Genomic DNA, 12,556 nt, shown 5'->3' on the forward strand with positions numbered 1-12,556 from the left:
CCTCGCGCCTCTAGGTAAAACGAGATAAAGCCTCGCTTCGGCGAGGCTTTTCTTTTTTTCGCGTCGCTTTGAAACAATCGCGCACGATGCATACGACGGCCGCCGATCAATCACCCATCCACCGGCTGCACCGGCGTCTCGAGCTTCAACTGATAGAACGCCGCATCGAGCCAGCGGCCGAACTTGAATCCCGCCTCGGCGATCGTGCCCGCGTGCACGAATCCCAGTTTCGTATGCAGCGCGATGCTTCCGGCATTGGTCGCGTCGATGCAGCCGACCAGCACGTGCACCTGCGCTTCGCGCGCACGGCGCACGACTTCGCGCAACAGCAATTCGCCGAGCCCGCGACCGCGCTGATCGTTGCGCACGTACACACTGTGTTCGACCGTGTACTTGAACGCCGGGAACGCGCGAAACGTCCCCCAGCTCGCGAAGCCGAGCAGCGTGCCCGCTGCGTCGACGGCGCCGAAGACCGGAAAGCCGCCCGCGCGCTTCGTCGCGAACCACGCGACCATTGCTTCCGGCGGCCGCGGCCGGTAGTCGTACAGTGCGGTCGAGTTCACGATCGCGTCGTTCAGGATCTCGAGAATCGCCGCTGCGTGTTCGGCCTCGCTGCAGTCGATCAGGCGCACGTCGTCGCGCTGTGACGGGGAGTTCATATGGATTCCTTCCTGTTGGCTCTAAATCGGTTGCGCACACGCCGTGCGCATCACGCGCTCCGCACGGCGGCGGATGCGTCGCAGATCGCGACGACATAGCGCGCGGCATGCGACGACGGATTGCTGAAGACGAGCGGCCGGTCGAGCCGCATGGCCAGGCAGTCGCCTTCGCGAAGCTCGTGAAGCGCATCGCCCAGCGTGACGTCGACGCGGCCGCTGATGATCCACACCTGCTGATGCAGCGCGCTTTCGCGCCCGCCGCTGTCGTACGCGACGCGCGCGCCGGGCGGGAAATCGACCTCGACGAGCTGGAGCGGCGACGGCCAGCCGGCCGGCGACAGGTTGCGTCGCACATAGCCGGACGCCGGGTCGCGCCATTCGGCCTGCTGCGCGCGGCGGGCCAGCGGCTGCGCGGGCGCGTCGTCCCGGTCGCCGCCGAACAGCCCGGCGAGCGACACGCCGAGGCCGGCGGCGAGCTTGTCGAGCACGACGGCCGTCGGGCTGGCCGACGCGCGTTCGATGAGCGAGATCATCGAACGGCTGACGCCGGAACGCGCGGCCAGCGCATCGAGCGTGTAGCCTCGAACGGCGCGCAGGTCGCGCACGCGTCGGGCAATGCGCTCGTTGATACCGGCGTCGTCGGCCGTGGGGATCGCTGATTCTTTCATGATGGATTTATTTTCCAGCAAGATGGAATTCGATGTCAACGGCATTCCCCGAGGGGGGTGAAGAGGGGCGGAAGCCAAACGGCTTGCCCGGTCACCATGCGCGGCGTAATATACGAAACAGCTACGTTTCGTTTAATTGGGGATATATGGGCATCATCAAGATTTCCGAGCACATGCATGAACGGCTGCGCTCGACGAGCACGGCGCTGAGCCGTTCGATCAACGCGCAGGCCGAACACTGGCTGCGCGTCGGAATGCTGGCGGAACTCAATCCGGCGCTGTCCTATGGCGACATCTGCAAGATGCTGATCGAGGCAGAGGCGCGTGGCGGCGACATGGGGCCGGCGGAACCGGTCGCGCAGCACATCGAGCAGGTGGCGTAATGGCGAAACGCGAAATCCCGATCCGCGGTGCCGCGGAAATCGCCAAGTCGCGCGAAGCCGCGAAGCTCGCGTCGCAGGTGCTGACGATGATCACCGAGCACGTGAAGCCGGGCGTCACCACCGACGAGCTGGACGCGCGCTGCCGCGAATACATCGTCGACGAATTGGGCGCGATTCCCGCGAACATCGGCTACCACGGCTATCCGAAGACGCTGTGCACATCGGTCAACCACGTGGTCTGTCACGGCATTCCGACGTCGCGGCCGATGCGCGACGGCGACATCGTGAACCTCGACATCGCGGTGATCAAGGACGGCTGGTTCGGCGATACGAGCCGCATGTATTTCGTCGGCGAACCGAACGCGCTCGCGCGGCGGCTCGTCGCGGCGACCTACGAGGCGATGCACGCCGGCATCCGCGCGGTGCGCCCCGGCGCGACGCTCGGCGACGTCGGCTATGCGATTCAGCAGGTCGCCCATCGTGAAGGGTTCAGCGTGGTGCGCGAATATTGCGGGCACGGCATCGGCGACGTCTATCACGACGAACCGCAGGTGCTGCACTACGGTCGCCCGGGCACCGGCCTGCCGCTGCGGCCGGGGATGATCTTCACGATCGAGCCGATGCTGAACGCGGGCAAGCGCGATACGCAGGTGCTGGCCGACGGCTGGACGGTCGTCACGAAGGACCATTCGCTGTCCGCGCAATGGGAGCACATGGTCGTGGTGACGGACACGGGCGTCGAGGTGCTGACCGAGGATGCGAAGCCGCAGGCGTTCGCGGCGCTTTCCGGCACGCACGCGGCCTGACGGCGACCGTGCGCCGCATACGGCGGCGCGGCGTTGCAATGAAACGGGCTCCTTCGCGGAGCCCGTTTCGCTTGCCGCGGCCAGCGCCGCGGCGCCGCCGAGCTTAACCGCGCGCCTTCTGCCACGCGTGTTCGACGAACACGCGGCACAGCGCTTCCATGCCACGGCGGTCTTCGTCGTCGAAGCGCGCGGCGACCGGGCTGTCGACGTCCCATACGCCGATCAGCGTGCCGTCGCCGGCCACCAGCGGCACGACGATTTCCGATTCCGACGCCGCATCGCAAGCGATATGGCCGGGGAAGTCGTGCACGTCGCGCACGACCTGCGTCTCGCGCGTCTGCGCGGCGGTGCCGCACACGCCCTTGCCGAGCGCGATTCGTACGCACGCGGGCTTGCCCTGGAACGGGCCGACCACGAGTTCGGTGCCGTCGAAGAAGTAGAAGCCCGCCCAGTTCAGGCGATCGAGCGAGTGATAGACGAGCGCGGAGAAATTCGCCGCGTTCGCGGTCAGGTCGCGTTCGGATTCGACGAGCGCGCGTGCCTGCTCGACGAGCGTCGCGTATTGATCGGCCTTGGAGGCGGTAGGGTCGTTGGACAGCGTGAACATGGCGGGAAAGCGATAGGGGTTGTGAAATGCGCATTGCGCGTACCGCAGTCTACGGCACCCGCGCGCGGTCTGCAGCGCTGGGTCGTGCGCGATGCGGCGTGCTCAGTCGGGTTCGAGTTCGGCGAACCGTTCGGCCAGAAAGTCGAGCAGCGCCCGTACCGCGGGCAGCAGCCCGCGGCGCGACGCGAACACCGCGTGCACGATTTCGCGGCGGGGCGCCCAGTCGGGCAGCACCGTGACCAGTTCACCGCGCGACACCTCATCGCGCACCATCATCGTCGGCAATTGCACGACGCCGACGCCTGCGGCGGCCGCCGCGCGCAGCGCGAGCATGCCACCCGTCACGAAGCGCGGCTGGTGATGGATTTCCGCGTGCGCGCCGTCAGGCCCGCGCAGTCGCCACACGTGCGTGGACTGCGGCACGCCGTGATCGAGGCTCGGCAGGCGCGCGAGGTCGGCGGGAACGGCCGGTACGCCGTGCTCGCGCAGCAGCGCGGGGCTCGCGACGAGACACTGGCCGCGCTCGGCGAGCACGCGCAGTGCGAGATCGCTGTCCTCCAGCGGCGGCGGGCGCACGCGGATCGCGACGTCGATTCCTTCGCCGACCACGTCGACGCGCCGATTCGTGGCTTCCAGGTGGATCTCGACGCGCGGGCACGCGGCCATGAACGCGGCGATCATCGTGCCGACCAGCGAATCGAGCAGCACGATCGGGCAACTGACGCGCACGATGCCGCGCGGCTCCTCGTGCAGCAGCGCGATCGCCTCGTCGGCGGCATCGGCCTCGACGAGCATCGCGCGGCAATGCGCGTAATAGGTCTGGCCGACGTCGGTGACCGTGAAGCGGCGCGTCGAACGCTGGATCAGCCGCATCCCGAGCCGCGCCTCGAGCAGCGCGATGCGGCGGCTCAGCTTCGATTTCGGCATGTCCAGCGCGCGCCCGGCCGGCGCGAAGCCGCCGTGTTCGACGACCTGCACGAAGTAGTAGAGATCGTTCAGATCCCGCGCTTTATCGTTCATGAAATGGAACGCTGAGTGCGATTTTGGCAGTCTACCGGATCGATCGTTCCATCTCTATATTGTCATCCATGGATGCGAAACACGGGTTTCGCCGCAATACGGAGAAGGCAATGAAGAAGATCCAGGGTGTGTACAGTGCGCCGCGCGGTCATTGGGTCGGCGACGGTTTCCCGGTGCGTTCGATGTTCAGCTATCAGTCTCACGGCACGCACCTGAGCCCGTTTCTGCTGCTCGATTACGCAGGCCCGGCGACGTTCGAACCGACGAGCACGCCGCGCGGTGTCGGCCAGCATCCGCACCGCGGGTTCGAAACGGTGACGATCGTCTATGACGGCGAAGTCGCGCACCGCGACTCGACCGGCGCGGGCGGCACGATCGGCCCGGGCGACGTGCAGTGGATGACGGCCGCGAGCGGGATCCTGCACGAGGAATTCCACTCGGAGGCGTTCACGAAGCGGGGCGGCCCGCTCGAGATGGTGCAGCTGTGGGTGAACCTGCCCGCCGCGGACAAGATGGGCGCGCCCGGCTATCAGACGCTGCTGAACGCCGATATCCCGGTGGTCGAGCTGCCGGACGGCGCGGGGCGGGCGCGGATCATCGCCGGTGAGCTCGACGGGCGGCGCGGCCCGGCCCGCACGCACACGCCGATCGACGTGTGGGACGTGCGGCTCGTCGCAGGCGGTCATGCGCGGTTCCCGGTCGCCGAAGGGCGTACGCTCGCGGTGGTCGTGCTGAGCGGCACCGTGCAGGTGAACGGCGAGACGGTGGCCCGCGAAGCGCAGTTCGTGCAACTGGGCCGCGACGGCAGCGACGTCGAGATCGAAGCGAACGGCGACGCGAAGCTGCTGATCCTGAGCGGCGAGCCGATCGACGAGCCGGTTGTCGGCTACGGTCCGTTCGTGATGAACTCGCAAGCGGAGATTCGTACCGCGATCGAGGACTTCAACAGCGGCCGCTTCGGCCAGATGCCGGCATGACGGCATGACGGCATGACGAGCAGGCCCCGCGCGATGCGGGGCCTTTTTTTCGCACGCGAGCAGGCGGTCGCGCGCGAGGCGCGCTTCGAGGCATAATCGACGGTTGCCGCGCGCCGGTCGGCGCGCCCGACTCAGGACCGCACATGAACGCATCCGCACCCGCCGCATCCCCGAGCACCGCCGATCTCGACTGGCGCTGGAAATCCTTCGACGCGCTGACGGCGCGAGAAATCTATTCGATCCTCGAAGCGCGCAGCGCCGTATTCGTCGTCGAACAGAACTGCGTGTATCGCGACATCGACGATGCGGACCAGGCCGCGTGGCACCTGGCGGCCTTCGATCCCGCCGGCCGTCTGGCCGGCTATCTGCGCGTGCTGCTGCCGGACGCGCAGCACACCGACGTGCGCATCGGCCGCGTGCTGACGACCGCCGCGTTTCGCGGCGCGGGGCTCGGCAACGGGCTGCTGTCGCGCGCGCTCGAGCATATCCGCGCGCAGTGGCCGGATACGCCGGTGAGCCTGCATGCACAGGCTCACTTGCAACGTTTCTACGGAGCATTCGGCTTCACGCCGAGTTCGGACGTGCACGACGAGGACGGCATCCCGCACGTCTGGATGAGCAGCGCGCGCGCGTGACGCGCGCCGCGCCGCGCGGCAGTCAGTGCGCGCCGCGTGCGACGCGCGGTTCGTCCGTGCGCCGCGCGGCCCGTTCGCCGATCAGGCGCCCGCGCGCGGACAGCCGTAGCCAGTGCCGCAGCGCGATCAGTGCGCCGATCACGCTCATCATCGAACCGGGAATCCACAGCAGCAGGCCGCCGATCTGCTGGTCGCGCAGCGGGCTCAGCCACGTGAACGCGCGGCCGCAGATCGAATAGATCGGATACAGCTCGTGCGGTGTGAAGAAGATCAGCGCGCCGAGCGCGATCTGCGGCGGGATCGCCGCGACGACGATCAGGATCCGGCGGCCCGGCGACAGCCGCGCGGGCGGCGCGGGACGTGGATCGACGACGAGCCACCAGAACAGCAGCCCGTCGATCACCATGCTCCAGTTCATCACGCGATAGAGACGCCAGTCGAGCATCGCGATGAAGTGGATCGGCGACAGCAGCCAGAAATAGATCAGCCCGACGAACAGCACGACCGCGACGACCGGATGGAATACCACGTCGAGCGTCGCGCGCACCGGCGCCCACGCGAGCGCGGGGCGCACGAAGCGCTGCCGCCAGCGGAACGGAATGCCTGCGCGGATCGCCGCGCCCGGATAGGACAGCGCGATGAAGAACGGCCCGAGGTGATGCAGCACGAGGTGCTGCGCGCGGTGCATGAAGAATTCGTGCTCGAAGAAGTAGTCGAGCCGCGTATGCAGCGCGATATAGAGCGCCGTCAGCCCGAACCAGAACGAGAACTGCCGCAGCGGCGACACCTTCGCCTTCTTCACACCGCGTGCGAACAGCACGGCGGCCGCCAGCACCGCGACGACCACGGTCGGCGACGGTTCCCACGGATCGAGCCAGTACAGGAGGTTCATCGCGCGTACATCACTTCGCCCGGGCCGGCGATTTCACGGCGAACGGCGCATCGACCGTTTCGCCGTCGGAGAACTTCAGGCGCAGATGCACGGTGTCGCCCGGCTTGATCGCGTGCTTCGGCTCCTCGAGCATGAAGTGATAGCCGCCCGGCGCGATGTCGACCTTGCCGCGCGCGGGGATCGTCAGCTTGTCGACCATCTCCATCTTCTGCGTCGAGCCGTTCGATACCGTCTGGTGCAGCATGGCCATTCCGTAGTCGGGGCTGTCGACGTCGACGAGGTCGATCGGCTTGTCGCCGGTGTTCACGAGCGTCACGTAGCCGCCCGCGGGCAGCTTGTTCGGCAGCCAGCGCACCCAGGCGTTCTGCGCGCTGATCGCGCCGGCGGCATAGGCGTGGGCGCCGGCGCACAGCGCGGCGAGGAGGGCGAACGTCTTGAGGGTCGTTTTCGTGTTCATCGCGGAATTCAGGTCGTGGAGGCAGGGTCGATGATCCGGCGCACATCGGCGGCGATGGCGTCGGGCGAATCGCGATCGGTCGCGAGCAGGCGCGCGCGGCCGGTCGCGTCGAAGATGTAGACGGCCGAGCTGTGCGTCACTTCGTAGCCGCCGGACGGATCGCGTTTTTCCATCTGGTACGCGACGCGATAGCGCTTCGCGAGCGATTCGATCTGGCCGTCGGTGCCGGTCAGGCCGCGCGCGTGCGCGGCGTCGAACGCGGCGACATAGGACTGCATCGCCTGCGGCGTGTCGCGCGCCGGATCGACCGAGACGAACAGGATGCGCACGTGGTCCGCCTGCGGGCCGAGCTTCGCCAGCACTTCCATCAGCCGCGCCAGGGTTTCGGGGCAGACATCGGGGCAGTGCGTGTAGCCGAAGTAGACGAGCGCGACGCGGCCGCGGAACGCATCGGCATCGACGGGATGGCCGTCGCCGCCCGTCAGCTCGAACGACAGGTCGGGCAGGTGGCCGGTGACGTTGGTCAGGTTCCAGCGTGGCTCGTCGTGCGTGCACGCGGCGAGCGCCAGGGCGGCGGCGAGGGCCGCGGCCGTGTGGATGAGGCGGGAGAAGCGCCGGCGCGGCGCGGGACAGGCAGACGGCATCTCAGGGACTGTTTCCATATGGAACGCGCATGCGCTGCCACGAGAACGGCCGCTCGCGAGGCGCGTGACGCTGACCGTATCCGCAAGGAGCGCAACGCGGCGAGCGGACGTTGTCGTGGCAGCCCCAAATTAAAAAACATTTTACGGGAATGTCCGAAATTGCCCGTATGGCGGCGTCGCGCGGCAGGCGGTTGCGACTGTAGCGCAATTCGCGCGCCTGCGTCCTTTCGAAACCCGTACGGCGCGGGCGAGCGGGGCAATATGTCGCAGTTGGCGCAGCGGGCGGCGCGATGTCCGTGCTGCCCGCGGTTTCGCCCATCTGGACGCGCAGGCGCGGTAAGATGCGCACAACTCCATTCGCGCAGCGGCGGCCGGCATGTGCCGGCTGCCCCTCAGACTATCGAATCGATGCAATCCGTTCCGGCTTCCCTGTCCCTGACCGATACCGCGTTCTTCTTCGACTTCGACGGCACGCTCGTCGAACTGGCGCCGACGCCCGACAGCATTCGCGTTCCGCCGTCGCTGCTGACGCTGCTCGACGAGTTGTCGCGCCGCTCGCACGGCGCGGTCGCGATCGTGTCCGGGCGCGGCATCGACAACCTCGACACGTTCCTGAAGATGCCCGGCCTGCCGATCGCCGGCCTGCACGGCGCGGAGCGCCGCGATGCGAACGGCGACACGCAGCGCATCGGCTTCAACGACGAACGCCTGCTGCGCATCGAGCGCGAGCTCGCGGACGTCGTCGACCGCCATCCGGGCATGCTGCTCGAGATCAAGGGCGCGGCCGTCGCGCTGCACTTTCGCAATGCGCCCGAGCGCGAGGCGGTGGCGCGCGAAGCGGCCGAGCGCCTCGTCGCCGACTATGCGGATGCGTACGTGTTGCAACCCGGCAAGATGGTGTTCGAGATCAAGCCGAAGGGCGTCGACAAGGGCCGCGCGCTGGCCGCGTTCCTCGACGAGCCGCCCTTTGCGGGCCGCGTGCCGCTGTTCGTGGGCGACGATCTGACCGACGAGAAGGGCTTCGCGGTGGTCAACGCGCGCGGCGGCCTGTCGATCAAGGTCGGTGCGGGCGAGACGTCCGCGCGCATGCGGCTCGATTCGGTCGACGCATTGCATGAGCAGATCGCCTGCTGGCTCGGCGCGGGGCAGCCGCACGCATGAGCCGGCTCATCATCGTTTCAAACCGCGTCGCGCCGATTTCGGAAGGCGAACCGGCGGCGGGCGGCCTCGCGATCGGTGTCTATGACGCGCTGAAGGAAACCGGCGGCATGTGGTTCGGCTGGAGCGGCGAAGTGGTCGCGTCCGGCGCACCGCAGCCGCAGATCCGCATCGAGGAGCGCGGGCCCGTGACGTTCGCGACGGTCGGGCTGTCGCGCCGCGATTACGACCAGTATTACCGCGGGTTTTCCAACGCGACGCTATGGCCCGCGTTCCATTACCGCGCGGACCTGATCCAGTACGATCGCCACGAATTCGACGGCTATCGCCGCGTCAACGTCTGGCTCGCGCAGCAGCTCGTGCCGCTGCTGCAGGACGACGACGTGATCTGGGTGCACGACTATCACCTGATTCCGTTCGCGCGCGCGTTGCGCGACGCCGGCGTGAAGAACCGTATCGGCTTCTTCCTGCACATCCCGTTTCCGGCCGCGCAGGTGCTCGTCAACGTGCCGCCGCACCGCGAGCTCGTCGAGTCGCTGTGCGCGTTCGATCTGCTGGGCTTCCAGACCGGGCCCGATCTGCGCGCGTTCTGCGATTACGTCGAATTCGAGGCGGACGGCGAAGTCGAGCATGACGGGCACACGGTGCGCGTACGCGCGTTCGGCCAGACGCTGCGCGCGGCCGCCTATCCGATCGGCGTGTACCCGGACGAGATCGCGTCGCTCGCGCAGGCGGGCGAGCACGGCAAGGCGGTGCGCACGCTCGCGACGTCGCTGCGCGGGCGGCAACTGATCATGAGCGTCGACCGGCTCGATTATTCGAAGGGGCTCGTCGAACGATTCCGTGCGTTCGAGAAGCTGCTCGAGCACCAGGCGTCGATCCGCAACCGCGTGTCGTTCCTGCAGATCGCGCCGTCGACGCGTGCGGACCTGCGTGCGTACCAGGACATCCGCCTGCAGCTTGAAGCGGAGTCGGGGCGTATCAACGGGCGCTACGCGGAGCTCGACTGGGCGCCGATCCTCTACATTCACCGTCAGTACGACCGTCAGGTGCTGGCCGCGCTGTACCGGCTCGCGCGCGTGGGTTTCGTGACGCCGCTGCGCGACGGGATGAACCTCGTCGCGAAGGAATACGTGTCCGCGCAGAATCCGGACGATCCGGGCGTGCTGGTGCTGTCGCGCTTCGCGGGCGCCGCGCGCGAGCTCACGGGCGCGCTGATCGTCAATCCGATCGATATCGACGGAATGGCCGATGCGCTGTCGCAGGCGCTGACGATGCCGCTCGCCGAGCGGCGTGCGCGCTATGCGGACATGATCGCGCAGCTTCGCGAGAACAACGTGTCGGTGTGGCGGGACAATTTCCTGCGCGATCTGCAGCAGGTCTGATCCGATCCGTTGCTGTCGGCGCAAATGAAAAAGCCGCCGTGCGGGAAGCACGGCGGCTTTTTCGTCGGCGCGATGCCGGCGCGTCAGGCCACGCGTTCGCCGGTCGGCGTGTTGCCGTCGGGGGCCGCATGATGGCGGCCGTGCTGCTTCGCGAGCAGGTCGCGATACAGGCCGGGGCGGCTGCGCAGCACGTCGGGCGGGCCGTCGTCGATCACCTTGCCGTTGTTCATCACGATGATGCGGTCGAAGTTGCGCAGCGTCGACAGGCGGTGCGCGATCGCGATCACCGTGCGGCCTACCATCAGGCGGTCGAGCGCGCTCTGGATCGCTTCCTCGGACGCGCTGTCGAGCGCCGACGTCGCTTCGTCGAGCAGCAGGATCGGCGCATCCTTCAGGATCGCGCGCGCGATCGCGATGCGCTGGCGCTGGCCGCCCGACAGCTTCACGCCGCGGTCGCCGACGATCGTGTCATAGCCTTCCGGCATCGCTTCGATGAACTCCGCGCAGCGCGCGTCGCGCGCGGCGGCGAGCACTTCGTCGCGGGTCGCGTCGGGGCGGCCGTACGCGATGTTGTCGTAGATCGTCCGGTGCAGCAGCGAGATGTCCTGCGGCACCAGCGCGATCGCGTGGCGCAGGCTGTCCTGCGTGATGCCCTTCACGTCCTGGCCGTCGACCTTCACCGCGCCGTCCTGCGTGTCGTAGAAGCGCTGCAGCAGCGCGAGCACGGTCGACTTGCCGGCACCCGACTTGCCGATCAGGCCGACGCGCTGGCCCGGCTCGATATGAAGGTCGAAGTGGTCGAGGATCGCGCGGCGGTGCGGGTACGCGAACGTCACGCGCTCGAAGTCGACGCGACCGCCCTTGGCCGACAGCGGCTGCGCGTCCGAGCGGTCCGGCATGCCGTGCGGTTCGAGCAGCGTCTTCACGGCTTCGGACAGGCGTGCGACGTGCTGGGTGACGTCGACGAGCGCGACCGCGAGATCGCGCGTGCCGTGCAGGATCGTGAAGCCGAGCGAGCTGACGAGCACGATGTCGCCCGACGTCGCGCGGCCTTGATCCCACAGCCACAGCGCCCAGCCGAGCAGGCCGGCGGACAGCATCGCGGTGATCACTGCGTGCAGCAGGCGCAGCTTTTCGAGATAGAGCAGGCTCTGCTGGCGCGCATCCATCTCGGCCTTCACCGTCGCGCTGAAGCGCTTCTGTTCGCGCAGCGTCATCCCGAACGCGCGCACGAGGCCCATGTTGCCGATCACGTCGACGAGCTCGCCGTCGACCGCCGCGGCCTTCGCCGCGAACGCATGGTGGCGCGCGGAGCCGCGGCCGGCGAGCTTGAACAGGATGACGGACAGCACGGCCGAGCAGCCGAGCAGGCCGGCCGCCATCAGCGGATTGACGACGATGATCATCAGGATCGCGCCCATCACCGCGATGCACGGCGGCAGCACGTTCCACGCCATCGTGTTCTCCGACGTGTAGACCGCGTTCGACGTGGCCGTGATGCGGCTGGCGAGCGTGCCCGGCTGCTTCTCCGAGTAATACGTCGGCGAATGGCCGATCAGGTACTGGAACAGGTCGCGCCGCAGGTCGCCCGTGACCGCGACGAACGTGTGCGCGGCGACCCAGCCGCCGACGCGCCACAGCAGGTTGTCGGCCGCGATCAGCCCGACGAGCAGCGCGAACGCACTCCACAGCGGGCCCGGATGATGGCGTCCGGTCGCCAGCACGTCGATCAGGTGCTTGATCGCATATTGCGAGCCGAGCGCGCAGCCCACGGCGGCCAACACGCTGCAGAGCACGACCAGGTGCGCGACGGGGTGGAGGCGGATGTAGCGGAACAGGAACGCGATCGGCCGATGCGCGTAGCTCGACAGCTTCGCGTTGTGGGCGTTGCGCTGGGCGGGGGTGAGAGATTCCAAAATATGCGTGCGGTGATTCGGTGAGTGAGCGAGGCGGCTGGGTCGCAGGCCGGCGTTCGCCCGGACTGAATAATCCGGCATTGTAAACAACGCCGCGCGTCGCGCTGCGCGAATCTTGCCTTGGCCAGGGGCTCGCGCTCGATTTTGAGATAAAATCCGGCATCCCGTCCTGCGTCGTATGCCGGAATCACGCTGCCGGCAGCTGCGGGTTAACAAGGATCGCCAAAACGGCCTTCCACTCTAGAACGGACGCCCGAGTCCGCGGGTTGCAAAGTGTTGCGCCTTTGTAACAAAGTAAAGTGTTTGAAATGTCGTGCGCCGTATCGGGATTAACCCTAGATAATCGGCT

General features: G+C 67.7%; 14 protein-coding genes. 6 read left to right on the forward strand and 8 right to left on the reverse strand.

The features are described from left to right. Nucleotides 1-110: 110 nt before the first annotated feature. Nucleotides 111-659 (reverse strand): GNAT family N-acetyltransferase, encoded by a 549-nt coding sequence (locus WT24_RS12105; RefSeq protein WP_034206794.1) that lies wholly within the window; start codon nt 657-659, stop codon nt 111-113. Between the two features lie 50 nt (nt 660-709). After that, on the reverse strand, nt 710-1,327 hold the full coding sequence (locus WT24_RS12110; protein WP_060033653.1) for a helix-turn-helix domain-containing protein: 618 nt from the start codon (nt 1,325-1,327) through the stop codon (nt 710-712). A 146-nt stretch (nt 1,328-1,473) separates the two neighbouring features. Here WT24_RS12110 and WT24_RS12115 point away from each other — a divergent pair, with 146 nt between their 5' ends. Together WT24_RS12115 and map are read left to right on the forward strand one after the other, a co-directional pair. Beyond that, on the forward strand, nt 1,474-1,710 hold the full coding sequence (locus tag WT24_RS12115; protein WP_059501559.1) for a ParD-like family protein: 237 nt from the start codon (nt 1,474-1,476) through the stop codon (nt 1,708-1,710). Continuing rightward, complete coding sequence (map, locus tag WT24_RS12120; RefSeq protein WP_059501557.1) at nt 1,710-2,516, forward strand: type I methionyl aminopeptidase; 807 nt, start codon at nt 1,710-1,712, stop codon at nt 2,514-2,516. Before WT24_RS12115 ends, map begins: the two co-directional genes overlap by 1 nt. A 103-nt stretch (nt 2,517-2,619) precedes the next feature. Here the strand turns inward: map and WT24_RS12125 are convergent, their stop codons facing one another. Then, complete coding sequence (locus tag WT24_RS12125) at nt 2,620-3,123, reverse strand: GAF domain-containing protein (RefSeq protein ID WP_060033656.1); 504 nt, start codon at nt 3,121-3,123, stop codon at nt 2,620-2,622. 102 nt (nt 3,124-3,225) lie between these two features. Beyond that, complete coding sequence (locus WT24_RS12130) at nt 3,226-4,143, reverse strand: LysR family transcriptional regulator (protein ID WP_059836697.1); 918 nt, start codon at nt 4,141-4,143, stop codon at nt 3,226-3,228. 110 nt (nt 4,144-4,253) lie between these two features. Here WT24_RS12130 and WT24_RS12135 point away from each other — a divergent pair, with 110 nt between their 5' ends. Together WT24_RS12135 and WT24_RS12140 are read left to right on the forward strand one after the other, a co-directional pair. Beyond that, a complete protein-coding gene (locus WT24_RS12135; RefSeq protein WP_059824191.1) occupies nt 4,254-5,120 on the forward strand; it encodes a pirin family protein in 867 nt (288 codons plus the stop codon). Nucleotides 5,121-5,263: 143 nt separating this feature from the next. Further along, nucleotides 5,264-5,755 carry a GNAT family N-acetyltransferase gene (locus tag WT24_RS12140; RefSeq protein ID WP_034206801.1) on the forward strand — a complete coding sequence of 164 codons (492 nt, stop codon included), beginning with the start codon at nt 5,264-5,266 and terminating at the stop codon, nt 5,753-5,755. Between the two features lie 22 nt (nt 5,756-5,777). On the opposite strand, the gene WT24_RS12145 is transcribed toward WT24_RS12140, so the two are convergent. The 3 genes from WT24_RS12145 to WT24_RS12155 are packed head-to-tail and all read right to left on the reverse strand — an operon-like array spanning nt 5,778 to nt 7,748. Further along, nucleotides 5,778-6,647, reverse strand: a complete 870-nt coding sequence (locus tag WT24_RS12145; protein ID WP_060033659.1) for a cytochrome c oxidase assembly protein — start codon at nt 6,645-6,647, stop codon at nt 5,778-5,780. A 10-nt stretch (nt 6,648-6,657) separates the two neighbouring features. Continuing rightward, nucleotides 6,658-7,104 carry a copper chaperone PCu(A)C gene (locus WT24_RS12150; protein ID WP_059501551.1) on the reverse strand — a complete coding sequence of 149 codons (447 nt, stop codon included), beginning with the start codon at nt 7,102-7,104 and terminating at the stop codon, nt 6,658-6,660. A gap of 8 nt (nt 7,105-7,112) precedes the next feature. Beyond that, nucleotides 7,113-7,748: an SCO family protein gene (locus tag WT24_RS12155; protein ID WP_059791441.1), complete on the reverse strand. Its 636-nt coding sequence runs from the start codon at nt 7,746-7,748 to the stop codon at nt 7,113-7,115. A 408-nt stretch (nt 7,749-8,156) separates the two neighbouring features. Between WT24_RS12155 and otsB the strand changes: the two genes are divergently transcribed. Both otsB and otsA read left to right on the forward strand, forming a co-directional pair. Beyond that, nucleotides 8,157-8,909 carry a trehalose-phosphatase gene (gene otsB, locus WT24_RS12160; RefSeq protein ID WP_060033662.1) on the forward strand — a complete coding sequence of 251 codons (753 nt, stop codon included), beginning with the start codon at nt 8,157-8,159 and terminating at the stop codon, nt 8,907-8,909. Further along, nucleotides 8,906-10,291, forward strand: coding sequence for an alpha,alpha-trehalose-phosphate synthase (UDP-forming) (otsA, locus tag WT24_RS12165; protein ID WP_059501547.1), 1,386 nt, complete (start codon nt 8,906-8,908; stop codon nt 10,289-10,291). Before otsB ends, otsA begins: the two co-directional genes overlap by 4 nt. Before the next feature lie 83 nt (nt 10,292-10,374). On the opposite strand, the gene WT24_RS12170 is transcribed toward otsA, so the two are convergent. Further along, entirely contained in the window at nt 10,375-12,207 is a 1,833-nt protein-coding gene (locus WT24_RS12170) for an ABC transporter ATP-binding protein (RefSeq protein ID WP_034206807.1), read from the reverse strand. Between the last annotated feature and the right edge of the window lie 349 nt (nt 12,208-12,556).

The organism is Burkholderia sp. MSMB1078WGS (assembly GCF_001528895.1).
Classification (GTDB): domain Bacteria; phylum Pseudomonadota; class Gammaproteobacteria; order Burkholderiales; family Burkholderiaceae; genus Burkholderia.

Excerpts from the sequence above, each read along its gene's own strand:
- WT24_RS12130 (WP_059836697.1), bottom strand. The coding sequence starts at position 4,143 with ATGAACGATAAAGCGCGGGATCTGAACGATCTCTACTACTTCGTGCAG.
- otsB (WP_060033662.1), top strand. The coding sequence starts at position 8,157 with ATGCAATCCGTTCCGGCTTCCCTGTCCCTGACCGATACCGCGTTCTTC.
- WT24_RS12110 (WP_060033653.1), bottom strand. The coding sequence starts at position 1,327 with ATGAAAGAATCAGCGATCCCCACGGCCGACGACGCCGGTATCAACGAG.
- WT24_RS12145 (WP_060033659.1), bottom strand. The coding sequence starts at position 6,647 with ATGAACCTCCTGTACTGGCTCGATCCGTGGGAACCGTCGCCGACCGTG.
- WT24_RS12150 (WP_059501551.1), bottom strand. The coding sequence starts at position 7,104 with ATGAACACGAAAACGACCCTCAAGACGTTCGCCCTCCTCGCCGCGCTG.
- otsA (WP_059501547.1), top strand. The coding sequence starts at position 8,906 with ATGAGCCGGCTCATCATCGTTTCAAACCGCGTCGCGCCGATTTCGGAA.
- WT24_RS12135 (WP_059824191.1), top strand. The coding sequence starts at position 4,254 with ATGAAGAAGATCCAGGGTGTGTACAGTGCGCCGCGCGGTCATTGGGTC.
- WT24_RS12105 (WP_034206794.1), bottom strand. The coding sequence starts at position 659 with ATGAACTCCCCGTCACAGCGCGACGACGTGCGCCTGATCGACTGCAGC.
- WT24_RS12125 (WP_060033656.1), bottom strand. The coding sequence starts at position 3,123 with ATGTTCACGCTGTCCAACGACCCTACCGCCTCCAAGGCCGATCAATAC.
- WT24_RS12140 (WP_034206801.1), top strand. The coding sequence starts at position 5,264 with ATGAACGCATCCGCACCCGCCGCATCCCCGAGCACCGCCGATCTCGAC.
- map (WP_059501557.1), top strand. The coding sequence starts at position 1,710 with ATGGCGAAACGCGAAATCCCGATCCGCGGTGCCGCGGAAATCGCCAAG.
- WT24_RS12155 (WP_059791441.1), bottom strand. The coding sequence starts at position 7,748 with ATGCCGTCTGCCTGTCCCGCGCCGCGCCGGCGCTTCTCCCGCCTCATC.
- WT24_RS12115 (WP_059501559.1), top strand. The coding sequence starts at position 1,474 with ATGGGCATCATCAAGATTTCCGAGCACATGCATGAACGGCTGCGCTCG.